Source organism: Enterococcus sp. 4E1_DIV0656 (assembly GCF_002140695.1).
GTDB lineage: Bacteria > Bacillota > Bacilli > Lactobacillales > Enterococcaceae > Enterococcus_D > Enterococcus_D entomosocium.
In genome coordinates this window covers 2,003,934-2,029,111 of record NZ_NGLF01000001.1, presented here as the reverse complement: position 1 = coordinate 2,029,111, position 25,178 = coordinate 2,003,934, and the positions used below count along the sequence as shown (strand labels likewise).

Annotated in this window: 27 protein-coding genes and 1 other RNA gene; 9 read left to right on the top strand and 19 right to left on the bottom strand. The window is 40.6% G+C overall.

Annotated elements, in window-relative coordinates:
• Window positions 1–30 precede the first annotated feature (30 nt).
• Complete coding sequence (locus tag A5882_RS09525; RefSeq protein WP_005237197.1) at window positions 31–768, top strand: hypothetical protein; 738 nt, start codon at window positions 31–33, stop codon at window positions 766–768.
• On the top strand, window positions 747–1,220 hold the full coding sequence (locus A5882_RS09520; protein WP_005237198.1) for a hypothetical protein: 474 nt from the start codon (window positions 747–749) through the stop codon (window positions 1,218–1,220). The genes A5882_RS09525 and A5882_RS09520 overlap by 22 nt, the downstream gene beginning before the upstream one ends.
• Before the next feature lie 117 nt (window positions 1,221–1,337).
• Here the strand turns inward: A5882_RS09520 and A5882_RS09515 are convergent, their stop codons facing one another.
• The 3 genes from A5882_RS09515 to A5882_RS09505 are packed head-to-tail and all read right to left on the bottom strand — an operon-like array spanning window position 1,338 to window position 3,842.
• Entirely contained in the window at window positions 1,338–2,798 is a 1,461-nt protein-coding gene (locus tag A5882_RS09515; protein ID WP_005237199.1) for a sensor histidine kinase, read from the bottom strand.
• Entirely contained in the window at window positions 2,798–3,511 is a 714-nt protein-coding gene (locus A5882_RS09510; RefSeq protein WP_005237200.1) for a response regulator transcription factor, read from the bottom strand. The genes A5882_RS09515 and A5882_RS09510 overlap by 1 nt, the downstream gene beginning before the upstream one ends.
• Window positions 3,492–3,842 carry an SdpI family protein gene (locus tag A5882_RS09505; protein ID WP_005237201.1) on the bottom strand — a complete coding sequence of 117 codons (351 nt, stop codon included), beginning with the start codon at window positions 3,840–3,842 and terminating at the stop codon, window positions 3,492–3,494. Before A5882_RS09505 ends, A5882_RS09510 begins: the two co-directional genes overlap by 20 nt.
• 145 nt (window positions 3,843–3,987) lie before the next feature.
• On the opposite strand from A5882_RS09505, the gene A5882_RS09500 reads away from it, so the two are divergent.
• From A5882_RS09500 to A5882_RS09480, 5 genes are all read left to right on the top strand, one after another.
• Window positions 3,988–4,758, top strand: a complete 771-nt coding sequence (locus tag A5882_RS09500; RefSeq protein ID WP_016619858.1) for a Cof-type HAD-IIB family hydrolase — start codon at window positions 3,988–3,990, stop codon at window positions 4,756–4,758.
• Window positions 4,759–4,820: 62 nt separating this feature from the next.
• Window positions 4,821–5,184, top strand: a transfer-messenger RNA (tmRNA) gene (ssrA, locus tag A5882_RS09495).
• A gap of 170 nt (window positions 5,185–5,354) precedes the next feature.
• A complete protein-coding gene (locus A5882_RS09490) occupies window positions 5,355–6,185 on the top strand; it encodes a hypothetical protein (protein ID WP_086372692.1) in 831 nt (276 codons plus the stop codon).
• A 44-nt stretch (window positions 6,186–6,229) separates the two neighbouring features.
• The gene (locus tag A5882_RS09485; protein ID WP_254908478.1) at window positions 6,230–6,916 is read left to right on the top strand and encodes a hypothetical protein; all 687 of its coding nucleotides are present in this window, start codon (window positions 6,230–6,232) and stop codon (window positions 6,914–6,916) included.
• Between the two features lie 577 nt (window positions 6,917–7,493).
• On the top strand, window positions 7,494–8,594 hold the full coding sequence (locus tag A5882_RS09480) for a mandelate racemase/muconate lactonizing enzyme family protein (RefSeq protein ID WP_005237206.1): 1,101 nt from the start codon (window positions 7,494–7,496) through the stop codon (window positions 8,592–8,594).
• Window positions 8,595–8,647: 53 nt separating this feature from the next.
• On the opposite strand, the gene A5882_RS09475 is transcribed toward A5882_RS09480, so the two are convergent.
• Complete coding sequence (locus A5882_RS09475; RefSeq protein WP_086372691.1) at window positions 8,648–10,063, bottom strand: glycoside hydrolase family 1 protein; 1,416 nt, start codon at window positions 10,061–10,063, stop codon at window positions 8,648–8,650.
• 15 nt (window positions 10,064–10,078) lie between these two features.
• Window positions 10,079–11,383, bottom strand: a complete 1,305-nt coding sequence (locus tag A5882_RS09470) for a PTS sugar transporter subunit IIC (protein ID WP_086299222.1) — start codon at window positions 11,381–11,383, stop codon at window positions 10,079–10,081.
• A 170-nt stretch (window positions 11,384–11,553) separates the two neighbouring features.
• On the opposite strand from A5882_RS09470, the gene A5882_RS09465 reads away from it, so the two are divergent.
• Window positions 11,554–12,255, top strand: coding sequence for a GntR family transcriptional regulator (locus tag A5882_RS09465; protein ID WP_034872495.1), 702 nt, complete (start codon window positions 11,554–11,556; stop codon window positions 12,253–12,255).
• A 49-nt stretch (window positions 12,256–12,304) separates the two neighbouring features.
• Here the strand turns inward: A5882_RS09465 and A5882_RS09460 are convergent, their stop codons facing one another.
• From A5882_RS09460 to A5882_RS09445, 4 genes are all read right to left on the bottom strand, one after another.
• Window positions 12,305–13,072 (bottom strand): serine hydrolase, encoded by a 768-nt coding sequence (locus A5882_RS09460; protein WP_086299221.1) that lies wholly within the window; start codon window positions 13,070–13,072, stop codon window positions 12,305–12,307.
• A gap of 36 nt (window positions 13,073–13,108) precedes the next feature.
• On the bottom strand, window positions 13,109–14,020 hold the full coding sequence (locus tag A5882_RS09455; protein WP_176285399.1) for a C40 family peptidase: 912 nt from the start codon (window positions 14,018–14,020) through the stop codon (window positions 13,109–13,111).
• A 21-nt stretch (window positions 14,021–14,041) separates the two neighbouring features.
• Window positions 14,042–15,115 carry a dipeptide epimerase gene (locus tag A5882_RS09450; protein ID WP_086299219.1) on the bottom strand — a complete coding sequence of 358 codons (1,074 nt, stop codon included), beginning with the start codon at window positions 15,113–15,115 and terminating at the stop codon, window positions 14,042–14,044.
• Between the two features lie 182 nt (window positions 15,116–15,297).
• Window positions 15,298–16,959, bottom strand: a complete 1,662-nt coding sequence (locus A5882_RS09445; RefSeq protein ID WP_086299218.1) for a peptide ABC transporter substrate-binding protein — start codon at window positions 16,957–16,959, stop codon at window positions 15,298–15,300.
• 721 nt (window positions 16,960–17,680) lie between these two features.
• On the opposite strand from A5882_RS09445, the gene A5882_RS09435 reads away from it, so the two are divergent.
• Window positions 17,681–18,016 carry an antibiotic biosynthesis monooxygenase gene (locus tag A5882_RS09435; RefSeq protein ID WP_061053883.1) on the top strand — a complete coding sequence of 112 codons (336 nt, stop codon included), beginning with the start codon at window positions 17,681–17,683 and terminating at the stop codon, window positions 18,014–18,016.
• Window positions 18,017–18,090: 74 nt separating this feature from the next.
• On the opposite strand, the gene A5882_RS09430 is transcribed toward A5882_RS09435, so the two are convergent.
• From A5882_RS09430 to rplS, 10 genes are all read right to left on the bottom strand, one after another.
• Window positions 18,091–18,864 carry a hypothetical protein gene (locus A5882_RS09430; RefSeq protein WP_086299216.1) on the bottom strand — a complete coding sequence of 258 codons (774 nt, stop codon included), beginning with the start codon at window positions 18,862–18,864 and terminating at the stop codon, window positions 18,091–18,093.
• Between the two features lie 168 nt (window positions 18,865–19,032).
• Complete coding sequence (locus A5882_RS09425; RefSeq protein WP_005237217.1) at window positions 19,033–19,260, bottom strand: hypothetical protein; 228 nt, start codon at window positions 19,258–19,260, stop codon at window positions 19,033–19,035.
• A gap of 181 nt (window positions 19,261–19,441) precedes the next feature.
• On the bottom strand, window positions 19,442–19,903 hold the full coding sequence (locus tag A5882_RS09420) for a GAF domain-containing protein (protein ID WP_008377623.1): 462 nt from the start codon (window positions 19,901–19,903) through the stop codon (window positions 19,442–19,444).
• A 166-nt stretch (window positions 19,904–20,069) separates the two neighbouring features.
• Complete coding sequence (locus tag A5882_RS09415) at window positions 20,070–20,720, bottom strand: NAD(P)H-binding protein (RefSeq protein ID WP_086299214.1); 651 nt, start codon at window positions 20,718–20,720, stop codon at window positions 20,070–20,072.
• Window positions 20,721–20,850: 130 nt separating this feature from the next.
• Window positions 20,851–21,282 carry an Rrf2 family transcriptional regulator gene (locus A5882_RS09410; RefSeq protein WP_086372690.1) on the bottom strand — a complete coding sequence of 144 codons (432 nt, stop codon included), beginning with the start codon at window positions 21,280–21,282 and terminating at the stop codon, window positions 20,851–20,853.
• A 191-nt stretch (window positions 21,283–21,473) separates the two neighbouring features.
• The gene (locus A5882_RS09405) at window positions 21,474–21,878 is read right to left on the bottom strand and encodes a VOC family protein (RefSeq protein WP_005237221.1); all 405 of its coding nucleotides are present in this window, start codon (window positions 21,876–21,878) and stop codon (window positions 21,474–21,476) included.
• Between the two features lie 267 nt (window positions 21,879–22,145).
• A complete protein-coding gene (locus tag A5882_RS20105; protein WP_254908477.1) occupies window positions 22,146–22,478 on the bottom strand; it encodes a helix-turn-helix transcriptional regulator in 333 nt (110 codons plus the stop codon).
• An 11-nt stretch (window positions 22,479–22,489) separates the two neighbouring features.
• A complete protein-coding gene (locus A5882_RS20100) occupies window positions 22,490–22,864 on the bottom strand; it encodes a response regulator transcription factor (protein ID WP_254908476.1) in 375 nt (124 codons plus the stop codon).
• A gap of 101 nt (window positions 22,865–22,965) precedes the next feature.
• The gene (gene adhP, locus A5882_RS09395) at window positions 22,966–23,979 is read right to left on the bottom strand and encodes an alcohol dehydrogenase AdhP (RefSeq protein WP_086299213.1); all 1,014 of its coding nucleotides are present in this window, start codon (window positions 23,977–23,979) and stop codon (window positions 22,966–22,968) included.
• A 772-nt stretch (window positions 23,980–24,751) separates the two neighbouring features.
• Window positions 24,752–25,099, bottom strand: a complete 348-nt coding sequence (gene rplS, locus A5882_RS09385) for a 50S ribosomal protein L19 (RefSeq protein WP_002357176.1) — start codon at window positions 25,097–25,099, stop codon at window positions 24,752–24,754.
• Window positions 25,100–25,178 lie beyond the last annotated feature (79 nt).

The window sequence follows — 25,178 nt, the reverse complement described above, 5'->3', positions numbered from 1 at the left end:
TATACTATGTACTAGGATGAGGTGACTTAGATGAAAACTATACATTTTGCGATTGCCAGCATTTTTTATCATAAAAAAGCCATGGTGCTTTATACGCTTGTATCCTTCTTTGCCGTGATTGGCTTGATCGTGACGTTTGCCTTGATCTATTCGATGGATCAAGTGATCGCTCAAACAAGAGATCTCTTGGCGACAGAAGATCTGCAAACGAAAGTAGCCGAAGAGATCCAACCAGTCACGACAATCTATCATCAACTGTTCTATTTGATTTTTAGTGCCTTTACACTGGTCTTTATTGGCTTTCAAGTTTACTATCAATTATATAAACGCTCGGAATACACAGCTTGGTTAGCAAGTGGCGCCACCACCAGACAATGGGTAGCGATGCAGATCATTGAAATGCTCTTGCCGCTCTTAGCAGCCGCTGTGATCGCCTTTGTCTTATTGCTACTCTTCCAGCCTTATTTCCAGCGGGAATTACTCAGTGGGCATATCATTGCCCTTGATCGAGAGCGTGCTTCTGATAACTTTTGGGAGGCTGTACAAAGTCTTCCTGGACAAGAATTCGCCATTACGATTCCGCAGAATAGTCAAATTCTGGTCCAAAATGTCGATTTGAACAGCACCACTTGGCTTGCTATTTTATTTGAAAGCACACGCCACACACTTGTCGTCTTACTTGCCGCTGTTACCAGTTTTACTGGTTTGATTGCCAGCGGACATAGTCTGTATTGGAGGAAAAAACAATGGAAAAACCAACTCAGCTAACGAAACCAATTGGTTTCTATTATGTTTCGAAAGACAATGAAACAAAAACTTCTGAATTAAGTTTGCTGCTTTCACAAAAAAAAGCCATCTTGATTCGTGCTCAATGGCCTTCCGTTCCCTTTTTATCCGTCATGGACAATGTATCTCTTGCAAATAAAAAAGGGGGCGATTTAGAGGGTGTTCTGCCTTATGTTCAGCTTCCCTTATCGGCTTTGAAAAAAGAGCGGACAGAATTAGGCCCCTTTGAGGAGATCAAAATTCAGCTGCTCTTAGCGTTACTTTCAGAAAGAGAAACCCTTTTAATCGAAAATGTCTTGAGCACGTTAACAACAGAAGAGGTCCAAATCCTGCTACCTTTGTGCCAAGAAATCGCCGAACAATTTGCTGTTGCCATCTATTTGATCCATGAAGACGAATGCTTTGCCCATACGCCCTATACCACTTATCTATAGTTTACATAGCCCTCATACAAAAAGGCTTGCTTGCAAAAGCAAGTCTTTTTGTTTGGGCTGCTGCCAATGAACCGCAAAAAAATCGACCGGCTAAGCGAATTGCTGCCGGTCGATTCCTTATTCTTCATTTAAGTCGATATCTGGAAAAGAGATTTTAAAGGTCGTGCCTTTGCCAAGTTCACTTTCTACACTGATCTTTCCTTTGTGCAGGCGTACGAGCTGTTCAACGATTGATAAGCCTAGACCTGATTCGCCAAATTGACGGTTTTTACGGGACGGATCGACTTTGTAGTAACGATCCCAAATATTTTTGACTTGTTCTTCAGACATACCGATCCCCGTATCACTGATTTCGATAATCGTTTCTAAATAGCCTTTTTCTATTCGGACCCGAATTTCTCCATCTTCCGTAAACTGGATCGCATTTTGTAAAATATTGACCATGATCTGGACGAAACGATCATAATCCGCGTAGACATCGATTGGCTCGGTTGTTTCTAAAATCAGCACATCTTTGGCAATTTCTGCCTTGCTCTCCAGTTGCGTCAACAGATTTTTGATGGTTTGCGTCGCATCAAATTTTTTGATGACCATCGAGATTTGATTGGTCCTGATTTTTTCGTAGTCAAGGTTTTCGTTGACTAATCGAATCAAGCGATTGGTTTCATTTTTCATCAAGCGGATCGCATTGTCTTTTTGATTCTCAGGAATTGCGTTGTACTCTAAGCCCTCCAATAAGCCATTGATGGTCGTCAACGGGGTACGCATCTCATGAGAAGCATCCGCCATAAATTGCCGACGACGTTCTTCTTGCCGTTCAATTTCTTCTTGGGATTCTTTTAAGGATTTCGTCATTAAATTAAAATCTTCGGCTAATTCATCAAATTCATCCCGATTATGCACCGGCAAGAAAATATCAAAATTGCCATTAGTAATTTCTTTGGTTGCTCGTTTCATTCGATTGATCCGTCTTACTTGGAACGTAGCGAAAAGGTAACTGATCAATAATGAGACAACGATCGAGATCAAACAAACTTTAAACAAGTTTTGATTAAAAGCACTGACAAGATTCAAAATACTGCTTGCCGATTGCGAAACCACCATTACACCGTAAAAATCCGTGCGATTGACAGAAAAAGGTATCAACACATAGGAAGTCAGTTCTTTTTCCCCGTATAAATTTGTGGCGGAAGTCAGTTGTAGACGCGCCCCATTTTCTAAGGATTGCCAGTCTTTTTCAGAGATCGGAAAATCAACAGCATGAGCGGTATCTAGTGGATAAATAATGTCATCAGGACTTTTAAAGAAAGCAAAGGAGATATCTTGGTTGCTCAAAATATTCTCAGCCAAACGCAAGGAATACTGTAGATAGCCATCCCGGGTCATATTTTGCTGTAAATATTCTGAATCACTGATTTGCGAAATCGTCGCGACCGACGAAGCATACCCCATTAACTGCTCATAATTCCGTTCTTGTAACGTTTGGCGTGTCATTTGAGTAAACGCAATACCAATCGTCATCAAGATCACGAAGATCACCACGAAAAATGCAATCAGCTGTTGATACAGGTAGCGCATTAAGCAGCACCCGCATCATCAAATTTGTACCCAACGCCCCAGACGGTTTGAATGATCTGTGGCCCCACTTTTTCAATTTTTTGTCTTAGTTTTTTGATGTGTGCATCAACGGTCCGTTCATCGCCAAAGTATTGGTAATCCCAAACCAGTTCTAACAGCTGTTCTCTCGAAAACACTTGTCGCGGTTTTTTCGCTAACGTATAAAGCAAATCAAATTCTTTCGGCGTCAACCCATCGATGGGTTTGCCATTTAAATAGGCTTCCCTTGTTTTTGTGTTCATTTTGAAATGATCGGTGACGATATCAAAGGTGGCATCGGAAGCTTCAGGTGTTGTTTTTTCAACCAATTCACTGCGGCGGTGTAATGCCTTGATCCGTGCAATCAAGGTCAATGGACTAAAGGGTTTCGTCACATAGTCGTCCGCCCCCATCTCTAACCCGATGACTTGGTCGCTTTCTGAATCACGGGCCGTCAACATAATAATAGGAACTGTACTAGAGATTTTACGAATTTCGCGCGCCACCATCATGCCGTCCATGGAAGGAAGATTCAAGTCAAGGGTGATCATATCCCACTTGTCTGGTTCAGCAGCAAAGGCCTCTAGTCCTTCTTTGCCATCGTATTTAAATACTGCTTCCCATCCTTCATTCAAGAAAAACATTTGCATCATTTCAGAAACAGATTCATTGTCTTCAATCATTAATATATTCATTTTCTTCACCTCTATGTTCTTTATCAAATCGTTGCAGATTTTCTTCGATCAGGCCAAAGATCGGCACGATGAACCAAGGGATCACGATCATTTCAACTAGAAAAAAATTGGTCCATTCTTGCCATTTCAAGACAAACCCAATGAGCGCCATGATTCCGCCAAAAAGCAGAAAGAATCGGGCAGATAGTTTTTGGGCCTGTCGCCAATTGCGTTCATTTTGTTTTGCTAGATAGGAACGGTAGCCATAAATAAGGTTCATTTTTTTTGATGGAAAAAGAAAAAAAGTGAGACCAATCAAGAAAAAAATGCTGCCAATTACTAAAAAAATCATCGTTTCACTCCATTCTTCCTATAGTATACTCGAATTTCTTTCTTCTACCAACAACTTCACCGATTATTCATAAAGGTTTGCCTTTTTTTCAATCTTTGATAAGATTGTGAGTGGACTATGACTATAAACCTTAGGAGTAAGATACATGACCTATAAAGCATTAACTTTTTTTGATCTTGACGGTACACTTTTAGATGAACACTCGCAAATCACTTCGGAAATTGCTGAGGCGATGGCGAGGTTGCGAAAAAACCAAGTACTGCCGATCATTGCAACAGGCAGAACCGAACCTGAAGTTACCGCTATTCGTGAAGCAGCTGGTATTACCTCGAACATCGTCATGAACGGTGCTTTTATCCGCATTGATGGCAAAGAAGTTTTTTCCGATACCCTTGAGCCTGAGCTTTGCGCAAGGATGTACCAAGCCGTCAAAGACAATGGCGATGAGCTGTGTTATTACAATGAGAAAGGCTATTGGGCGACTGGTCACACCGAGGAAATGGTTGGTGCATATAACTACGTCCGTAGCCCTCTACCAGAAATCGATCCTCTGCATTATGAAACTGATCGGACCAATATGTTGTTAGTTTTAGGTGTCGGCAACGATGCTTATTATCATGAGCGTTTTCCCGAACTAACTTTTTATCGTAATACGCCCTTTTCAATCGATGTCGTAAAATCCGGGACTTCTAAAGGGACTGGCGTAAAAACCTTGGTAGAATTATTGGGTCTAGAAGATGTACCTACCTTTGGCTTTGGTGATGGCAGCAACGATTTCGCCCTTTTAGAAGCTTGTGACCACAAGATTGCAATGGGAAATGGGATTCAAGAGTTAAAAGAGCTGGCAGACTTCGTGACCTTGAAAAATACCGAAGGCGGGATCGTACACGCCCTGAAACATTTTGACTTAATCTGATTCTTTGCACACGCACGAAAATATGGTATACTAGTGAATGGTAGCGATACCCCTTTTATCAAGGGGATGTTACGGATTCGACAGGCATAGTTGAGCCTGAATTGCGCTTCGTAGGTTACGTCTACGTTAAAACGTTACAGTTAAATATAACTGCTAAAAACGAAAACTCTTACGCTTTAGCTGCCTAAAAACAGTTAGCGTAGATCCTCTCGGCATCGCCCATGTGCTCGAGTAAGGGTCCTATTCTAAGTGGGATACGTTTTATCTTTCCGTCTGTAAGATAAAAAAGAGATCATCAGACTAGCGATACAGACTGCCTGTCACTCGGCAAGCTGTAAAGCGAATCTACAAATGAGTTGACTATGAGCGTAGATTTTTAGGTAGCAATATGTTTGGACGCGGGTTCGACTCCCGCCATCTCCATTTTTGTGTTCTACACGCTTTTAGAAAAGATAAGAATTGTTGTTAAATCAACGTTCTTACTTTTCTTTTTTTTTGAAATCAAAAATAGGAAATAAAGTGTTTATTTTTCTAAAAAAATACTATGCACTATACGCATTTCTGATAAAATTAATCAAAAAGAAAAGAGGTCTTTTATGGAAAAAATCGCTTCTACCGACGACTTAAACAAATTGAAAAACAACCATATAATCTTTCAGCAAGGAAATATACAGATAACTAATTCCATCATATCTTTTTTGGGTACTAACAACTTTTTGGTGGTTGAAAAAGATGCAAACATAATAAATGCACGAATAAGTTTTAAAGGAAACAATTCAATTATTTTTATAAAAAAAACGAAAAATAATCGGATTAATATGACTATTGATATATATAACGATTCCTTTTTCTTCATGGACAAAGGTTGCTCTATTAATATGAATATTAAAATTATAATATCTGAAAACAAAAATATAGTTATTGGTAAAGATTGTATGTTTTCTCAAGAATGTTGGATAAGAAATTCCGATGGTCATTTAATATATGATATTGAATCATGCAAAAGAGTAAACATCAGCAGGGATATTATTATTGGGGATCACGTTTGGGTTGGTCAAAATGTAAGTATTATTAAAAGTCCTTTTATAGGATCGGGATCTATTTTAGGAATGGGGAGTGTAGTGAAATCTCGAGTGCAAAGTAACTCTATTTACGCCGGTAATCCAAGTATACTTCAAAGAGAAGATATTTTTTGGGATCGTACCTCTGCTCAACCATTTAGTGATTCTGAAACTACCAATTCATTGAAATACAAAAAAAGTAATTCAGACTATATATTTAAAGGAGTTGATAATTCTAGTTATTGGCAAACTAATATAAATGAAATTGCTTCAATCAATGAATCTCTAACAAAAGTAAAAGCTATTTCCAGTATATCTGATTTAGATAGTCTAATAATTCATTTCCCCAAAATAAAACAAAATTAATTTTTCAGCATATTTAAAAAAATTGGAAACGGGAGTCTTATCTTATGACTTATATATTATTTTTCTTTTTAGCTTTGTCTATCACCGGAATTAATTTCGCCGAACCAAATAAATTTAATGATGACTACATGTCAAAAAAACAAACAACTACAATAAACGGTATTTTCGTATTCTTGGTATTTCTTTCTCACGGTGCACAATATATATCCTTGGACGGTGCCCATAATGAAGTTTATGTTCTGCTACGACGATTTTTGGGTCAAGCAGTTGTTACTACTTTTTTATTTTACTCTGGATTTGGAATGATGAGTTCTATTCAGAAAAAGAGTCAAAACTATATTAAAGAAATGCCAATAAAAGCTTTTAAGCTTTTGATTCAATTTGATGTTGCAGTCATATTTTATCTGATAACAAATATGTTTATCGACAGAAACTTTCCTTTAAAAACCATACTGCTATCTTTCACAACATGGGTTTCTATAGGTAATAGCAACTGGTATATTACTTCAATGATCATATTTTGCCTATTGATTGGTTTAGCTTTTACAATTTCAAGAAAAAATTATTTTGTAGGAATCATTCTTACTACTCTATTCACTATATTGGTAGTTTACTTTCTTATGCGAATTGATCGTCCGGCATATACTTATAACACAATGATTTGCTTACCGGCTGGCATGATATTCGCTTATTTCAAGCCCTGTCTCTTATACACATCTAGATGTGTATAAGAGACAGACATCTAATAAACTATCGCTTTGCTAGTCTAAACGACAATGGCTATCCATATCGGAATGAGAAAAGTCTTTTTTCTTCCTTACTACAAGTTACTCTCGCTCGCTTTATGAAATACAAAAGAACGACTGAACCAAAGAAGTTCAGTCGTTCTTTTGTATTTCACTTGTCGTTGAAGAAAGATAAGAGTACTAGGTATCCCAAATAAAAGACTTCCCCAAGCTTTCATCTGCCCCAGTACTCTTCATTGCTCGTTGTTAAGATAATCATAATACAAAAATGATTTTTATTCAATAAATATGTCTATAAATTACATTAAATACCTTTTTATGACAATTTATAAGGTTTTCAATTCATTTCTTATAACATCTCTCCAATTTCTATTTATATTCTGAAGAGGTCCTTTAGCTTCGCTCCTAAGTGAATGACCTCTTAAAAAGAGACATTCTTGTTTCCTAAGTATTGAATTTGAGCGATTTTTGTCTTGTCAATCTCGCGTTCCCATGCTAACATGATTATGCAAACGTTAACATTAAAATGCACACGTGAACATTAGTTTGAGGAGGATTTTTAATGGCAAAAATTACAGATGTACAAACAGCGTATTATCGGATACCTCTTCCGGAAATCATGGAAGATGCGAAGCACGGCTTACACACCCACTTTGAAGTGCCTATCGTCAAGATCGTTACTGATGAGGGACGTGAAGGTGTGGGCTATACGTATACTGGTGGCTTCGGTGGCGAATCGATTGCCAAACTGATCGACAAAGAACTAAAAGCAATCCTCTTAGGGAAAGATCCAGCATGTGTGGAGGCCTTGTGGGATCAGATGAACTGGGGCATTCACTATGTTGCCAGAGGCGGTTTAGCGAGTTTCGCCATTGCGGCTTGTGATATTGCCTTATGGGACTTACGCGCGAAAAAAGCACAAGAACCCCTCTACAAACTTTTAGGCGGCGCAAGTAACAAAGTCAAATGCTATGGTGGTGCGATCGATCTAAACTTTTCTCTTGAAAAACTCTTAGCCAATAATCAAAAATATTTAGACATGGGATTAAAAGCGGTCAAAATCAAATTGGGCCAAAAAACACTTGCCGAAGATATTGCTCGAATAAAAGCGGTCAGAGAATTGATTGGTCCCGATGTTGTCTTTATGGTGGATGCCAACATGAGCTGGTCTGTTGAAAAAGCGATCAAAGCCGCCAAACTGATGGCGCCTTATGACATTTTGTTCCTTGAAGAACCAACAATCCCCGAAGATTACGAAGGCTACGCTCGTATCGCTAAAGAAGGGCAAATTGCAGTCGCAGGCGGGGAAAACTTGCGCACCCCTATTGAGTTTGCTCATATGATCAAATATGGCAATGTCGATTTTCCACAACCCGACGCTTCCAATTGCGGTGGGATCACCGGCTGGTTGAAAATTGCTGCCTTAACACAAACAAGTAACTTATCTGTTTCTACACATGGCATGCAGGAATTACACGTCAGTCTACTGGCGGCGATGCCTAATGCTGGGTATCTTGAAATGCACAGTTTTCCAATCGATCAATACACCACGAGACCATTAGTGATCGATCCATCCGATGGCCGTGCGATTGCACCAGAAGAACCAGGGATTGGTGTCATATTTGACTGGGAGAAACTTGCTCCTCATAAACAACCCTTTTAACTGAAAATCCACGATTATTTCCTTTAGGATTAGGAAATAATCGTGGGTTTTTATTACAGAATCAATGGCTTTTCTTCAAATGGAAGCCACCGTTCATCAATAAGGGAACGATACCAAGCGGCTGATTTTTTTAATGACCGGGTCCGTTCTTCATTTAACTCAATTCGGACGAGACCATAGCGGTTCTTAAATGCATTCATAGGTGAAACACAATCGGTAAATGCCCAAAGCATATAGCCTTCGCAGTTGGCACCTTCCTCGACGGCTTTTAGCAGCCAGTAAAGATGTTCGGTAATAAACTGAATCCGATAATCATCTTGGACTTGACCTGTGGCATCCATATACTGTTCTTCATTTTCCCGCCCCATACCATTTTCAGTGATCAGCCATGGAATATTGCCATAATTTTCTTTAAGATAATTAGCCATATCGTACATGACCTTCGGATAGATTTCCCAGCCACGGGAGTTATTCATTTGTTTTCCTGGCAAATCAAATGTCTCATAAAACATTTCTGGATGAAATGGTGTATCCGAATGCCATTGATATCGTGGTGCCCGCACGCGTTTCGGGTAGTACTGATTGACACCTAAGAAATCCACCGTATGGGTGCGGATCGTTTCCAAATCTTCTTCTGTCGGATCAAAGTAGATGTCATAGGTTTGGCAAAGTGTGATAAGTTCCTCTGGATAATGACCTTTGACCATTGGATCAAAAAAGATCCGGTTGAAAAAGAGATCATACATTTTTTGCGCTTTTTGATCCTCCGGTGAGGAAGAGCGTGCGTAAACCATTTCTGGATTTAGCACACAACCGATGCGCCCCTCGTAGCCCTTTTCATGATAGACAGCCACCGCTTGGGCGGACGCCAATACTTTGTGATAGTTCCAAAGCATCCATTTTTTTGTGTTTTGCTCATGGGGCCAGCGGATCGCATCGAGATAGCAACGAGTCTGAATAACGATCGGCTCATTGAAGGTAAACCACTGTTTGACTCGATCACCGTAACGCTCGAAGGCGATTTCGGCATAACGGGTATATAGATCGACCACTTTCCGCGAGCTCCAGCCATCATAGGCATCCATCAAACTAGCTGGCAGTTCATAATGTTCCAAACAAAGCATCGGTTCGACGCCAGCCGCAAGCAATTGGTCGATAAGCTGATCGATATGAGCAGCATAGTCTTCGTCAACGATCAGCTGTTCATGGTCGGTAAAGAAGCGCGCCCAGTTGATCGATGTTCGGTAATGGGTCAAATGAACCTCCTGCATCAGTTCAACATCTTCCGAAAACTTTTCCATAAAATTCGTCGCAATAGCCGGCCCATAGCCATTATGCCAAACAAAGCGTTCTTCTTTGTACCAGCGGTCGAGATACGAATCTTGCCCTTCTCTCTTTCCCTGCCAGCCTTCTGTCTGCCAAGCAGACGAAGCAGCGCCTAAAATAAATGTCTCAGGTATTTTTACCATTTTTGCAAAACTCCTTTATGCAACTTCATTGGTCGTACGATTCATTACCAAAACAAAAGGCAGATAGATCAAAATCGCTACGATAATACAGATCACTTGCGTGATGACAGCCCCGATATCCCCAGCAGTAGCTAGATAAGCATTGACGATCGGTGGCATCGGCCATGGGACCATTACCACCGCTTTAGCGGCAAAGCCTAGGCTTGTCGCCACGTACCCAATCGTTCCTGTTACTAACGGTGTGAGGATAAAGGGAATCGCCAAAATGGGATTCAGCATGATCGGCATTCCGAAGATCACTGGCTCATTGATATTGAAAATCCCAGGTGCTAATGACAATTTAGTGATTTGGCGCATATCCTCTCGTTTACCGACGATCAAAATCGCAATCAGCAAACCAATCGTCACGCCAGAGCCGCCCATACTCATATACATATCCCAAAACGGCATCGTAATGATATTGGGTACTTCTTTTCCAGCTTCAAAGGCTTCCGTGTTGACGGCAATCGCTGCCAATAACAATGGTTCTCGAATGGGTTTGACCATCTGGTTCCCATGAATCCCGATCACCCAAAAGACTTGTGCGATAAACATCAACAACAAGATGCCTGGTAAGCCTTGAACGATTCCTTCCAGTGGGCGTTGAACCACGTTGTAGATGATATCGTAAGCATACATTCCTGTGAGCGCCTTGATAGCAAAACCAGCGGTGGCGATGATGGTCACGGTGAAAATCGTTGGAAACAATGCCGAAAAACTTGCCGAAACATTCCCTGGAACACTATCAGGCATCGTGATCTGCAGCCGTTTTTGTCTTCCTAGCCATGCATAAAGCTCGATGGAAACGATTGCAACGAACATGCCTAAAAATAGACCTTTCGTGTCCGTGTATTGCTTAGCCAGCACGTTTTCGGCAACCACCGTCGCATCTTCGTGCAAAAATTCAAAGATCATTGGATTAACAGAAAGATAAGACATCACGGCGATGATTCCTGGAAAGACCCCAGAAATCTTATTTAGTTTTGCTAGCTCAATCCCAATCAGAAACACTGCATAGATCGTTAAGAAACTCAATGTCACATAACTGACCGCAGATGAGATTGGTTTTAAACTTTCTAAAAAGCGCAGTACCTCGATTTGTGCCAATCCATTTTCAGCATCAAAAACCATTGCTGAAAATAATGTACCAAATGCCCCTGTAATGATTACTGGAATCAAAGCAGCAAAGGCATTTTTAATGACCATGATGTAGCGTAAATTGTTGATCCTGTTGGCAAATTTTCCCAAAACGTCAGCGAGTCGATCCATAAATCCTTGCATAAAACTCCCTCCTATACCCTATTCTTCAATTGATAGAAAACGATTACATTACAAATGTAATTCATTTCTTGAAGAATGTAAACGCAGGAAAAGCCTTTAAAACAGGGTATGTAAAGCTCCACGTTTACATACTTCGTTTTATCACTTATTATTATTTTGAGGTGAAGCAAATGGCGAACTACCATGACATCGCTGCCGATTTACGGAGCAAAATCAATCACGGGTTTTACGAAGAAGAGAAAAAATTGCCGAAGCAATCCGAACTGGCTGCGGATTATCAAACGAGCCGCGTGACGATTCAAAAAGCATTGAATATTTTACAAATGGAAGGCATTATTTACGGTAAAAAAGGCACGGGTACGTTTATCAGCGATTCCTATTCAACCTTCGATTACAACGCCAAGATCAATCGCGGGCTGACCAAGCGCCTTGGAGAAACAGGAAAGATCACCAGCAAGATCATTTCTTTTGCCATTCTTTTTCCCGATGAGAAAGAACAAGAAAAACTAAACATTCGCAGTGACCAGCAAATTTATGATATCGTTCGTTTGCGTCTATTTGACGATATACCCGTTGTTTTAGAATATACCATCATGCCGCTTCATGTCATTCCTGGCATTACCGAAGAAGTCTTAACCTCTTCCGTCTATAGCTACATCACGAACCAACTCCACTCCTCGATTGGAACATCTGTCCGTCGTATCAAAGCGGATCGTGCAGACACCTACGACCAGCAATACTTAGCTTGTGCTGCCACCGATCCCATTTTAGAAGTGGAACAAACGGTTTACCTCGGCGATGGGACGCCTTTTGAATTTTCCCAATCACGGCACCGCTATGATATGGGGGATTTTATTGTTGTAAATAATTAATACGCTGCGGATCGAGTGCCTCTGATTGAGGGTCGATACGCAGCGTATTTTACTTAAAATACTGCTGATAGACTGTTTGACCAATTTCTCTTAGCCAACTGATCCCTCGGCCACTACCGGCTTTATCATAGGAAAATGCCGCAATGATGATCGTCGTTTCATTGGCTTGTAAATATGCTACATCGTGTTCGATGCGGTCAAGACGACCTGTCTTATTAAAAATGCGGCAAGAAGGCTGCGCAGTTTCAGCAAAATTCCCCGCTAATCCATCTTGAAATTGCTGCTGATTTAAAGGTGAAAATCCTAGTGCAGCTTCTTCTCGTTCCACACACCTTAGTAGCAGTTTGGCAGCCACCGAGGGTGTCAAGCGGTTCTCTTTGTCTTTGATCGGTCGCATCATATACCGTTCAAATTGGATCTCCGGCTCCTGAATCCATGCCTGAAGCGTGGGCAACCCTACTAAGTCCAATAGTACATTGGTCGCAGTATTATCAGATACGGCGATCATTGCCGTGAGAAGTTCACTGATGGTCCAACCTTTCTTCTGAGGAAAAAGACGGATCACCCCAGCACCCCCTGTCAGATCAACAGGGTTCACACAAATTACCTGTTGGGGATCGATCTTTTTTTCGATGATTTGTTCAAGATAATACGCGTACAAAACAAGCTTACTAATACTCGCTGCCGAAAACGACTTTTGACCCTGATAGTCAACAAGACATTCCGTTGGCGTACCGATCCATACCCCCATTTCCAACGTTGCCTGGTAGTTTTTTAGAATAGGATCAATTGCTACACGCAAGTCATCTTTTCCCATCAAATGCCCCTTTCCTTACGATCATGAAAAGAATGTTCATGAGTATTCCTGTGATTCATTCGGCTGGTTTTGCCAATAACGCGCCACAACTGCGAGTTCTGGTTCATAATTAGAGCCAGTGATTTTGGTTTTCATGACCCGTGACCCAGGTGTTCTTGAATGAATCATTTCGTCATCCCCCAAATATAGACCGACATGATGGACTTCGCCTTTTCCTTCTTCATAAGCAAACAACAGCAGATCCCCTGGTTGTGCCTGACTGTAAGGTACGATGTTTGCTTGTTGTGCTTGCTCGATCGTATCTCGGGGGATTAAAATACCATGAAGTCGATGCAGCGAATACATGAATCCAGAACAGTCAAAGCCACTGCCGCTAATGCCTGCCCAGACATAGGGCTGGTTTATAAATTGTTCTGCCAAGGCTATTATTTTTTCTGGGAGCTTTGCCCATGTGTCCGATAGGACGTGAGCAAAAGCTTTAGCGATCGTTGCTGGTCCATTAGGCGTAGCCACTTGATAGGAATCTGCGGTTTCCCCAACAAGTGGTAAAACTGTTCCAAAAGAAACGAGTCGTGTGGTCGAGTCAAAAACAAGCACGGCTTCTTTTACAATCACACCAATCCTTCTTTTAGCTATTGCATAGTCTGGTGGCAATGGCTTCAATACCTCGTTCGGCAGATAACCAAGATACCCGAGTGGGTGTTTATTGCTTATTTGATCCAAGACGATCACATGGGACCAACCATCCGTTTGGGCGATGACTTCTACAATCGTCCCATATAATACTTCGGAGTCCACTAAGCTTTCCTGATAAAGCCGCATCGTATCTTCATCAGTCAAAAAAGTGTGCAGTGCTTCTAAAGGAAATGCTTTGATTTTTGCTAGTACTTTGTTTTCTTTGGGTTCCTTCCATAAGAAGGAAGAGCTAGCCTGAACAATTTGTTTCATCTTTGCTCCTCTCATAACTGTTTATTCATTGATTCCTAGTCCGATGCGTTCGGTGACGCTCAAGCTTCCTGGACGCTGAAGAATCCCTTGCATTTCAGGGGAAGTCGTTTGGGTCTCCCACATAAAAGGAACATCCAGATCATAAAATTGGACATCCGCCATCCCCAAGGCAAAATGGGCGGCTGCAGCCATTCCCCCATACCCTTCAATCATCGAACCGACCATCACCGGCATTTGATGCTCTTTTGCCAATTGATAAATTTTTTGTCCCTCTTTGATCCCGCCGCTTTTCATCAATTTAATGTTCATATAATCGCAGCAGTTTTCAGCAATCAAACGTTTGGCATCCTCATAGGAAAAAAGACTTTCATCGGCCATGATTGGAATCGTCGTACGAGCAGTCACATAGCTGAGTCCAGCAAAATCATGGGCTTTTACTGGCTGTTCAACAAACTCGATCGGAATGTCTTGCCATTGGTCTAAAATCTGCACCGCTTCTTCTTTGGTCCAGCCTTGATTGGCATCAATTCGAAAGGGGATCTTTCCTGCCAAGCGTTCATTGATGCAGCGAATTTTCGCAACCTCCTCTTCGATCGCGCCTACTCCTAGTTTGATTTTCAAGGAGCGAAATCCCGCCTGGACTTTCGCTTGCGCATCCTGCAGCATCTGCTCCTGTGAACCAACACTGATCGTATAGTCGGTTGTCAGTGTATTGGCAGAACCACCTAAATAGCGGTAAAGCGGTAAGTTAGCTACTTTAGCCAGTGCATCGTGCAACGCGATATCAATCGCCGCTTTAGGGCTCGTATGATGCTGGATCAACGCATGAAGCTCATCCATTACCAGCAATTGGGCATCTACCTTTCTACCTAACAGGAAAGGGGCAAAAACAGTTTCGATATCTTTTAAAATACTTTCTTTTGTATCACCGGTGATCACTTCGGTAGGTGCTGCTTCTCCGATGCCAACGATCCCATTGTCAAAAGAAAGCAGCACTCGAATCACTTCGACGGCGTGCACTTCTCTGAGCGCCGTTTTAAACGGTGCATTCAGCTGGATCGGAATTAGCTTCGTTTCAACTGCTGTGATTTTCATTCGTGTTCCTCCCAAAAGGAAAAGCCGTTCTTATCTAGCTGGAATGAATGATTCCTCTTCACTGCTAGATAAAGAACGGCTTTATTCCTTGCTCTAGTTGCTGAACGCTTGGCGTTCCTCTTTTCTGCAGTACTGTTTGACTACGTCAGTCGGTAGATGTATGAAAGAATTGTTTTTTTTACTTATTCTTCGACAAACACATTTTTATAATCATAGGCAGCACCGACACTATGAACGATGAGGCCTTTGATCTTAGGCGACCGCAGATGTGCTTCTGCACTTTGGAAAAGCGGTATAACGCCCAAATCTTCATTTAAGATTTTTTCTGCTTCCACCATATTTTCCCAACGGGCTTCTGGGTCGTTGGCATTTTCATTGGAGGCTTGTTCGATCAATTGGTCGTATTCATCATTTAGCCATTTCCCACGATTGTAGGAACTGTCTTTTTTGAACAATTCCAAAAAGTTGATTGGATCTGCATAGTCCCCGATCCAATTGTTCATGACCATCTCAAAATCGCCGCTATTGGAACGATCCAAACGAACAGAAAAAGGAACGTTTGTGACTTCGACAGTCAATCCATCCAGTGTTTGCTGCAAGGTTCCTTGAATGTATTCCGCCATTTTTTTCGATTGGTCGGTATCTGAGGTCAGCAGTTCAAAAGACAATGTATCGATACCCAGTTCTGCCTTGGCCTTTTCCCAATACTCTTGGGCTTTTTCTTCGTCAAAGGCTAACGTGGTTGCCGCATCCTCTACAAAGTCAGCTTTTGTCTCTGGATTGAAAGCTAGGTCAGAAGGAACAAAACCGACAGCCGGTAATGAGCCGTTGCCTAAAATATTCTCAACGATTTGTTGCCGATTCATGCTATAAGAAATGGCTTGCCGCAAATTTGCATTTCGAAAAGGCGAATCTTCTGGTGCTTGATTCATTTCTAAATACTGAGTGGTTGCACTAGGCTGAACAATGTAATCAGGATGATTCACATTCTGCATCGCCAATTCACCGCTTAAAATAATGTCATCGGCTTGTCCGCTTTCGTACAAGTTATAAGCAGTCGATGAGTCTTTCACGACATCGAAATTAACTGTTTCAAGTTTGACTGAATCGGCATCCCAATAATCCGGATTTTTTTCCAATGACCACTGGATATCGGTGCCTGGGCCAGCATAATTGGTCAATAGGAATGGTCCATTGTACGCCGCGTTTTCACTTGTTAAGGCGTATTGATCACCAAATTCCTCCACGACACGTTCGTTTTGTGGGAAGAAGGTTGGAAAAGCCAGTAAAGATAAAAAGTAAGGTGTTGGTTTTTCTAACGTGATTTTCAACTCATGATCATTGACTGCTTCGATCCCTAACTCGCTTTTATCTAGCGTCCCATCTGAAATAGCGGCAGCGTTTTTAACGGGTGCCAGCATATAGGCATAATTGGAAGCAGTGGCTGGATCAACTGTTCGCTGCCAACTAAAAACATAATCAGCCGCAGTAACTGAATCGCCATTGGACCATTTTGCCTCTTCCCGCAGTGAAATGGTGTAGGTCAGCCCATCTTCACTGACTTCAGCTTCTTCACTTGCCCCGGCAATCACTGGAACATTGTTCTCATTCAAGCGATAAAGGCCTTCATAAGCATTGTTCAGAGTAATAAAGCTATAAGAGTCGGTTGCTAAAGAAATATCGGCACTGCCCATCTCCGCCGAAAGTTGCACATTGATCACTTGCTCTACAGAAGAAGCTCCCGTTGAATCCGTCTCATTTTCTTGCGTGCCATTTTGACAAGCTGCCAAAAAGAAGCTGCTAAGTACTACAAGCATTAATGCATAGTTGGTACGTTTCCCCATTCTCACTCATCCCCTTCTAACATTCAGATAATTCAAAAAATTCTGTTTGTTGTACCGAGTTTACCGCAAGTTTATACAGCCTGTCAATTTAACGCGACGAAAAAATGTAAGAGGTTACACCGAGATGTCAGTTTTCCTTATTCTTTATTCCTTAATGAAACAAAGCCTATTGTCTAGCAACTATCTTTGAAAAATCTGCCGCTCTAAGAAAGCATACAAAAAAGTTCTGATCTCCTACTGATCAGAACTTCGAATGCAATCTTATACAGAATGAAGCATAAAAACGGATAAAAAAACTTCCACTATTTTCCTAACATTTCTTTCCTAACATTTCAAAAAAAAGACGCAAATTTCGTCTTCATAGCGCTTTCTCAGAACCTTCCCACTTTTTTGCCTTTCAACTCAAGGAACAAAAGAAATCTCCTCAGAAAGCAAAAAAAACGTATCTATTTTAAAATGGGAGTGGTACACTAAACAAACGAAGAGTACTGCACGTGAGAAAAGAAAGACTTCCCCAAGTATCCATTTTCTCCAATACTCTTCGGACTCTTCAGTACGTATATTAATTATACGTACTTTTTTCATTTGTTCAAGGCTTTTGAGGGATTTAATCAAAAAATGACTATCGATAAAAAGCTTAAAAGATTCCATAGCTAATTGACAATCATTCTCAATTAGCGCTATACTAAATGAAATCACTCACAGTTAAAGGAGGAATTTCATGTATATCCGTACCGTTGCGTTTGAAGTCATTCCAGAAGGCAAAGACATCTTTCTTGCTAAAATGAAAAAAGATTCCGCCTCAATGAAAACATTTGCTGGCTGTCACTCTGCTGAAGCTTGGTTTTCAGAATCAAAAGACAGCCTCGTTTTCCAGTTGGTGTCAAAATGGACTGAGAAAAAAGCCTTTCAAGCTTGGTTAAAACGTCCCGAACATTTGCAAAAGCACCGAGAGGCGTATCGAGCAGAAAAAGAAGGAACTGCAAAACCGAAACTTGTTTTGTCCAAGACCGGTCAAGAATTTGTCTTGATCGATGAAGAGGCTACTCCTAGTTAAACTATAAGAGCGATCCACCAAAGCAGATTGATTTAGCTATGGTGGATCGCTTTCTTGTTCAGTGCCTCTCTTTTCTACTCCACCGTTCGCTCGTTCAAGGTTCTTCCTTGCTGATCTTTTAATTGCAGCCAACCATTGGTGCCCCCATAGTAAAGAAACATGCCTACCTCGTTGACACTTTTTAATACAACGTCTTCAATCGTGTGTCCCTCTTTGATCGCTGCTTGGTTTTCTTGCCGAATTTTTTCCGCTAAGCGAGCAGAAAAACCAACCGAGCCGTTTTTATTCAAAGGAATCTCTTGACTCAAAATTGCGCCTTTTTCAATTCGAACCTCGTTGCGTTTTTGCCAATAGACCCTTGCTTTACTTCCTTGATAGTCAACCATGAAGGGTTCATCTTGTAACTCTTTTGACCATTTGTGTCTCGGTTTGCCCCCTTTTTTTGCCTCTTTTGTCGTCTTTTTGCTCGTAGATCCATAGCCAAGAAAATCGATAAAACGATCAAATGGTTTTGCGCTAGCAGCAATGGTTTGCTGCAACTCTTGGGGTATGCCGATGGATGCTTTGGACCCATTGGTTAACTGATATTGTTCTTGATAATAGGCTACTAAGTAAGGAGCCATGATCTCCCAAGGTGGTGTGAGGATCATCAAGCGGTCGTATTCTAACTGGTCGTCAAAGGTTTTATCGTCTGCTACTGAGAAAATTTGGCCGTCTTTGATAAAAAATAGCACAGTATTTTCTTTGACTTGCGCTAAACTTCCCTTAACAATTTGCAGTTGGCCTGCTTCATTCGGCCATTCAAAAAGCAACTGCTGTTCCTCAACGATCGTCTTTTTCAGTTCCATCCTATTCCCTGCTTTCTGTTGTTTTCTCGCCTATTATAGCACTTCTTTTGCTAGGTGCCTGAGTCTAAGAATCAAAAAAGAGACTGCTTCTGAGAAACAGTCTTTTTTTAAGGGAATTGGTTTACATGCATGGTTTCATTTTATTTTGATTGGGTGATTACCAATGGATCAGCTAAAAAAGCATTCAACTAGCGCTGGTTGATAGATCTCATTGTATTTTGCAACTACTCGTCCGCAACGTTCTTCGATATCTTCATGATCGATCCCATCGTAGCGGATCACATTTAACACGACACACCGTTCCATTTTTCTGACCACTTCACCGATCACGCGGCTTTGTAAGCCGACTGGTTTACATTCATATGCTTTACCTAATACAATAGTTTCTGCTTCCATAATTCTCTCCTTAAAAACTCATTTTTCTAATTGTATTATCATATTATCATCTAATTTTAATTAAATAAAGTAATATGCCCGACATTTTTAAATAATAACTAAAAAAAGCGTTCATTATTCAATGAACGCCCCACTTAAAAACATTATGTTGTTTTATAGTTAAAATTAAAAAACAAGTACTTTATTGACGGCTTGCTACCAATAAAGCAGCAAATTCTTCCAGATATTTCTGATCGATCGCATCATAGCTGTTCGTTTTTCCACTATCGATATCCAGCACTCCAAGCAACTGATCATCAACCACCATGGGAACTACGATTTCAGACATCGCTGCTGAGTCACAAGAAATATAATTTTCATGTTCTTTGACATTGGGTACGATCAATGTGGTTTTTTTCTCTGCTGATTCCCCACAAACCCCTTTGCCTAATGTGATTCTGGTGCAAGAGACTCTTCCTTGGAATGGACCTAAAATCAGTTCGCCTTCTTCAAACAAATAATAGCCGGCAAACACTGTATCTTCCAATGTTTCATTCAGTAAAGCAGAAGAGTTGGCTAGGTTGGCGATCCAATTACTCTCCGCTTCTAGCAACCCTTTTAATTGCAGAAGCATCAATTCATACGCTTCGATTTTTTTATTCATTTTATCACCTCTGTCCTTGATTATAAGCAAAGACAGAGGATTTGTCTTGTCTAAATTATTGGGTATTGGAAACAAAAATTGTGAAAAAAGAAGTTGCCTGAAACAGTCTACTTGCCAACCTATGCAGCTATCGATTCTGATCGATTGGGTCAATCATTTGTTGAACCTACTCTGCATCAATCACAGTAAAACGAGTATTTTCATGTTGCACTGTTTCAATTTCATCAAGAATTGCTTTGGCTAACGTACCGCTGGAAGTTACTGATTTCTTTTGGTCGTTGAAAAGCAAGTGATCTTTGCCTAAAATCGCTGGTTTAGCTGGTCCCTCTTGAAATAGATTTCCTGGAGAAATCCCGACCCAATGAACATTTTTGACGGTTTCTAAAAAGAGATATTCATCTAACTGATTTTCTGGGATCGCGATCCAGCTTTCACTTCCTGGGGCTTTTTTCAATTCGGTAAGATTGCGTTCACCCGCTTCATTGAACAAGCTGCCAGCTCCTAAAATGAAGAACAAGCGCGTGGTCTTTTCTCGAAACAAATGTACCAATTTTGCTGCCAGATCCACATGCAAGTACGCTTGGTCAGGACTTGTCGCAAACGCATCGACCAACACATCAAATCCGTCGAGGTCTTCTTCTGTTAACGAAAAAGCATCTTTTGTAAGTGTTTTGACTGTATCACCAAATTGTTCTTTGGCTTTAACTTCATTTCTAACAATAGCAGTCACTTCATGTCCTCGCTGTACTGCTTCTTGATAAATAGCTGAACCTGCATTTCCTGTTGCGCCAATAACACCGATTTTCATGATAATCATCCTTCCTCATCTTTTGTTTGACTAAAATAGTTGTTACTAATCAAGTTACAACTAGAGTATAAAAGAAACTTTCTTTCCTGTCAAGAAATTGCTTAGCAGGTGAAAGTTCTTTTTACTGTGTTGTGTCCGTTCAATCTACTTGATCGGCCTCTCCTTGAATGCCTTCAATGATTGATTGCAGCGAGATGGCGCTCATCTCTTGCTCGATTTTCTTTTGCAGCACATCATAGGTTTCTTCTAATACCCCTTGGATATTCCCCCCAATTAAGCAGTTGGGGTTGGTTTTTTTGTCTGCATGTAAAAGATGGTGATCTTTTTCAACACTCGCATAAATGTCTAACAAAGAAATCTCATTTGGTTCCTTCGTTAGTTTAGGGTTTGGTTTTCCTCTTTGGCTTTCGATCAATCCAGAAACCCGTAAATCACTCATAATCCGGCGAACATAAGCAGGATTCGTTTCAACGCTCTGGGCGATCCGATCACTTGATAAATCAGTTCCTTTAAAGAGGTGGATGTAAGCGAGGATGTGAATGGCGTCGCTGTATTTGGTTGAATATTTCACTTCGTCTCCACTCCTTTTTCTTGTATCATACCTCTTTTTTAGCATTTAGACAAAGGGGACTGATCAATCTTACAAAACTCAAGAATCCCGTCAAAAAAAACAGCCCTCAAAAAGTTAGCACAAAAGCCTAACTTCTTGAAGGAACTGCATACTGAACCACTTTTTTACTTTTTATTTAAACGATCACTTTGCTAATAGCCATTCATCCATGCTGATTCAAGCTGATTGCCGTCGGGATCAACGATTTCATAGCCGACCATCATATCCTCTGGAATCCCCATATCAACTTGGAACGATTGGCCACCATTTGCTTCTGCAATCTTTGCAAAATTCTTCGCTTCTTCTGGCGTATCAAAGCTAAACGCGATCAATGCACTACTCGTGTTCTTCGTATCCCCAATACGTCTGCCATTCAGAAACTGTTGATAAAACTCATGTTCTAACAACATTATCCAAATCGATTCACTCCAAACCATTCCGCTGCTAGTCTCGTTTGAGAACTCTTCATTTTTGACAAATCCCAACGCTTCATAAAAGGAGGTTGCACGTTTGATATCAGTGACAGGCAAATTTATAAACACCATTTTATTCGCCATTTTCTTGCCTCTTTTCTTTGATAAGTTGTATTGATGAATCCGCTCTCATTATAGCATCTATCGTTGGATTCACAAAAACATCAGACCTTATCCTACGCCGTTGGTTTCTATCAGCTCATTCAAAACTCGTTTTTCCAAGCAAAAAAACCTTTGCATGAAAGGCCTTTTGCTTTTATCACCTATGGAAAAGTAACCAGATACGCATCGCATAGAAGCCATTTTTTCGCTAATCAATACAACTGCAAGCTGATCTGTTTTTTTCAATACTTAAAGCTCAAGTCTTGAATCGATCACGGTAGCTTTCCCACGATAAATTTTTCGATACTCTTTTGGCGTATAAGTAGTTGCTTTTTTAAATTTCTTACTAAAATAATTTGGATCATTGAATCCTGCTCTGACAGAGATTTCACTGATTGATCGATCACTCGTTGATAGTTCTTTTTTGGCAACTTCAATACGATAAATCATCAAGTACAATGAAAAGGTCATTCCTAATGTATTCTTGATCAAACGACTGGTGTGATACCGGCTTAAATGCAGGTGATCTGCTAAAGTATCTAACGTAATATGTTCTCTATAATTTTCATGAATATAGCGCAATATCTTATGTCTTAAAGAAAGCGAAGGAGAAGCCTCATTATTTTTCTCGATGTGTAGCAAGGAAATCTGATTGATGGATTGAATTCCCGATCCAATGCATAAACAAAATCATTTGTGATCGGTTCGACCAAGTAATCAATCAAGCCGTAACGCAACGCTTTTTGAGCGGTAGCAAAACTTTCTACAGCAGAATACAAAATTGCTTTTGCATTAGGGCAAAATGAAAGCAATACTTTATATAATTCAAAAGAGTCCTCTTCGCCATCCGCATTAATCACTGCAATTTCAACCGGCTGCTCAAGACAGGTACGCTGAAGCGCTTTTTTTGAACAAACCGTCGGAAGCAAGATGACATTTGGAAAATGACGATCGATCAAACGAATCATATCGTTAACTGCTCCATGCTCTTTGCTATCAATGATCAATAAGTTACACACGAAATCTTCTCCTTCGTTTAAAATTCACCCGTTGGTTTTTCTATTTCTATTTATTTCTCTTGAAAATCAATGACCATTCGCCCTTTGATTTTTCCTGAAAGCATTTCATCAAAAATATCATTGATCTCTTCTAACTGACGCATGACAACTTTTGGAACGACTTTTCCTTCGGCTGCGAATTGGAAAGCTTCTGCTAAATCAGTCCGTGTTCCAACAAGGGAACCGACGATTTTAATACCGTCCAATACAAGTCGAGGAATGTTCAAGTCCATGCTTTCTGGTGGAAGACCAACCGCTACAATCGTACCACCCGCACGAACGGCATCGACAGCAGAATTGAAGGCTGCTTTTGAAACAGCTGTTACTACAGCTGCATGTGCGCCGCCGGTTGCTTCTTGAATGATTTTTGCCGCATCTTCTTTCGCAGGATTGATCACAAGGTCAGCGCCATGATCTTTTGCAAAGTCCAATTGTTTCTCGTTGATATCAATCCCAATCACTTTTGCATTAAAGACATTTTTTGCATATTGCAAGGCTAGGTTTCCTAATCCTCCTAAACCATAGATCGCGATCCATTGACCTGGTTTAATGTCAGAAACTTTTACCGCTTTATATGTGGTTACACCTGCACAAGTAATGCTGCTGGCTTCAGCAGAACCTAAGCCCTCTGGTACCTTCACTGCATAGTCAGCTACAACGATACACTCTTCAGCCATACCGCCATCTACAGAATATCCGGCGTTTCTAACGGAACGGCATAATGATTCATTCCCGTTCACACAGTATTCGCATGATCCACAGCTTTCATATAACCAAGCGACACTTGCACGGTCACCGATTGCTAGAGAAGTAACATCATCACCGATCGCGACCACTTTACCGATTCCCTCGTGACCGAGTACGATTCCAGATGCATCTCCGAAGTCACCATCTTTTACATGCAAGTCCGTATGGCAGACACCACAACACTCCATTTTCAATAATGCTTCATTCGGACGAAGCGCTCTCAATTCTTTTTCCTCAATTTTTACAACCTTATCGTTTGATACTACAGCTGCTTTCATAAAGACACCTCTTTCAATTCATTTAAATAAAGAACTTCCTTTTATTTGTGAAGTAATTAACTAACACGAAGAGGTCAGCAATAGCTAGATAAAAGAAAGTTCCCTATCGAGAAGGTTACCATAGAAACCATCAAAAAAAGGGGAATATATTGCTTTTTTTCTGTAATCATTTATGAGAAAAAAATAATGAAATAATTCAATTTTTTTTCTTATATTTCAAATTCAATAAACTACAAGGACTAAAAAAGCAAAAAAAACCATCATATAAATAACAAAAGTTTTAATAAAACCTATCAAGAGGAAATTACATAAACATGTAATCTTGGTCTTCCCCATTATTCTCTAATCCTTTTTTATCAATTCGGTGATTTACGATTTATTTTCTTTCAGGCACTGAATATCATATTGGTATTTAACGTGATGTCCCTCATCAGTGTTTTTCTAACAATTTTCACTCCCTTTTTTCCTTCTCTGCACATAAAAGCAAATAATGCTGAAAGGTGATCGATCAAACAATCTTCAACCTGCAATCTGTCACTATCGGATAGCCGATAAATGTCCACAAAAAGTTTCAGTCGATGGCATTGTGTTTCACTCAGACGACTGTTCCCATCAAAATACAAGGGTACCCAGTGGTATGCAGCAATGATCCCCTCCTGTTCTTATAGTCGTTTCATGATTTTATCACAACGAATAGAAAGTTTTTGTCACCTCAGACAAAAGAAAAAAGCCCTTGAAATCAAGGGCTTTTGCTTCATCTGATAATAAATGATTAACGACGAATTTCTTTGATACGAGCTGCTTTTCCGTGTAATGCACGTAAGTAGTACAATTTTGCACGACGTACTTTACCGTAACGAACAACTTCGATTTGTGCAACACGTGGTGTGTGCAATGGGAAGGTACGTTCAACACCTACACCGTTTGATACTTTACGAACTGTATAAGTTTCGCTGATACCAGCACCGCGGCGTTTGATGACAACACCTTCAAATAACTGGATACGTTCGCGAGTTCCTTCGACAACTTTCGCGTGAACGCGAACAGTGTCCCCAGGACGGAAAGCTGGGATGTCAGTACGTAATTGTTCTTGAGTTAGTTCTTGAATCAATGGATTCATGTTTATCATTCTCCTTATTCCCAAACATTCTTAAAGCATGAAAGCTCCAGCGGAACATCGTAATAGTTGAGTTTACACT

Coding starts and splice junctions, on each gene's coding strand:
- A5882_RS09475 (WP_086372691.1), bottom strand. CDS start 10,063: ATGGTAAAAATACCTGAGACATTTATTTTAGGCGCTGCTTCGTCTGCT.
- A5882_RS09460 (WP_086299221.1), bottom strand. CDS start 13,072: ATGGGAAAAGATGACTTGCGTGTAGCAATTGATCCTATTCTAAAAAAC.
- A5882_RS09455 (WP_176285399.1), bottom strand. CDS start 14,020: ATGAAACAAATTGTTCAGGCTAGCTCTTCCTTCTTATGGAAGGAACCC.
- A5882_RS09465 (WP_034872495.1), top strand. CDS start 11,554: ATGGCGAACTACCATGACATCGCTGCCGATTTACGGAGCAAAATCAAT.
- A5882_RS09505 (WP_005237201.1), bottom strand. CDS start 3,842: ATGATTTTTTTAGTAATTGGCAGCATTTTTTTCTTGATTGGTCTCACT.
- A5882_RS09450 (WP_086299219.1), bottom strand. CDS start 15,115: ATGAAAATCACAGCAGTTGAAACGAAGCTAATTCCGATCCAGCTGAAT.
- rplS (WP_002357176.1), bottom strand. CDS start 25,099: ATGAATCCATTGATTCAAGAACTAACTCAAGAACAATTACGTACTGAC.
- A5882_RS09445 (WP_086299218.1), bottom strand. CDS start 16,959: ATGGGGAAACGTACCAACTATGCATTAATGCTTGTAGTACTTAGCAGC.
- A5882_RS09470 (WP_086299222.1), bottom strand. CDS start 11,383: ATGCAAGGATTTATGGATCGACTCGCTGACGTTTTGGGAAAATTTGCC.
- A5882_RS09520 (WP_005237198.1), top strand. CDS start 747: ATGGAAAAACCAACTCAGCTAACGAAACCAATTGGTTTCTATTATGTT.
- A5882_RS20100 (WP_254908476.1), bottom strand. CDS start 22,864: ATGATTCGTTTGATCGATCGTCATTTTCCAAATGTCATCTTGCTTCCG.
- A5882_RS09435 (WP_061053883.1), top strand. CDS start 17,681: ATGTATATCCGTACCGTTGCGTTTGAAGTCATTCCAGAAGGCAAAGAC.
- A5882_RS09415 (WP_086299214.1), bottom strand. CDS start 20,720: ATGATTATCATGAAAATCGGTGTTATTGGCGCAACAGGAAATGCAGGT.
- A5882_RS09510 (WP_005237200.1), bottom strand. CDS start 3,511: ATGAATATATTAATGATTGAAGACAATGAATCTGTTTCTGAAATGATG.
- A5882_RS09525 (WP_005237197.1), top strand. CDS start 31: ATGAAAACTATACATTTTGCGATTGCCAGCATTTTTTATCATAAAAAA.
- adhP (WP_086299213.1), bottom strand. CDS start 23,979: ATGAAAGCAGCTGTAGTATCAAACGATAAGGTTGTAAAAATTGAGGAA.
- A5882_RS09490 (WP_086372692.1), top strand. CDS start 5,355: ATGGAAAAAATCGCTTCTACCGACGACTTAAACAAATTGAAAAACAAC.
- A5882_RS09405 (WP_005237221.1), bottom strand. CDS start 21,878: ATGGCGAATAAAATGGTGTTTATAAATTTGCCTGTCACTGATATCAAA.
- A5882_RS09500 (WP_016619858.1), top strand. CDS start 3,988: ATGACCTATAAAGCATTAACTTTTTTTGATCTTGACGGTACACTTTTA.
- A5882_RS09420 (WP_008377623.1), bottom strand. CDS start 19,903: ATGAATAAAAAAATCGAAGCGTATGAATTGATGCTTCTGCAATTAAAA.
- A5882_RS09480 (WP_005237206.1), top strand. CDS start 7,494: ATGGCAAAAATTACAGATGTACAAACAGCGTATTATCGGATACCTCTT.
- A5882_RS09425 (WP_005237217.1), bottom strand. CDS start 19,260: ATGGAAGCAGAAACTATTGTATTAGGTAAAGCATATGAATGTAAACCA.
- A5882_RS09515 (WP_005237199.1), bottom strand. CDS start 2,798: ATGCGCTACCTGTATCAACAGCTGATTGCATTTTTCGTGGTGATCTTC.
- A5882_RS09485 (WP_254908478.1), top strand. CDS start 6,230: ATGACTTATATATTATTTTTCTTTTTAGCTTTGTCTATCACCGGAATT.
- A5882_RS09430 (WP_086299216.1), bottom strand. CDS start 18,864: ATGGAACTGAAAAAGACGATCGTTGAGGAACAGCAGTTGCTTTTTGAA.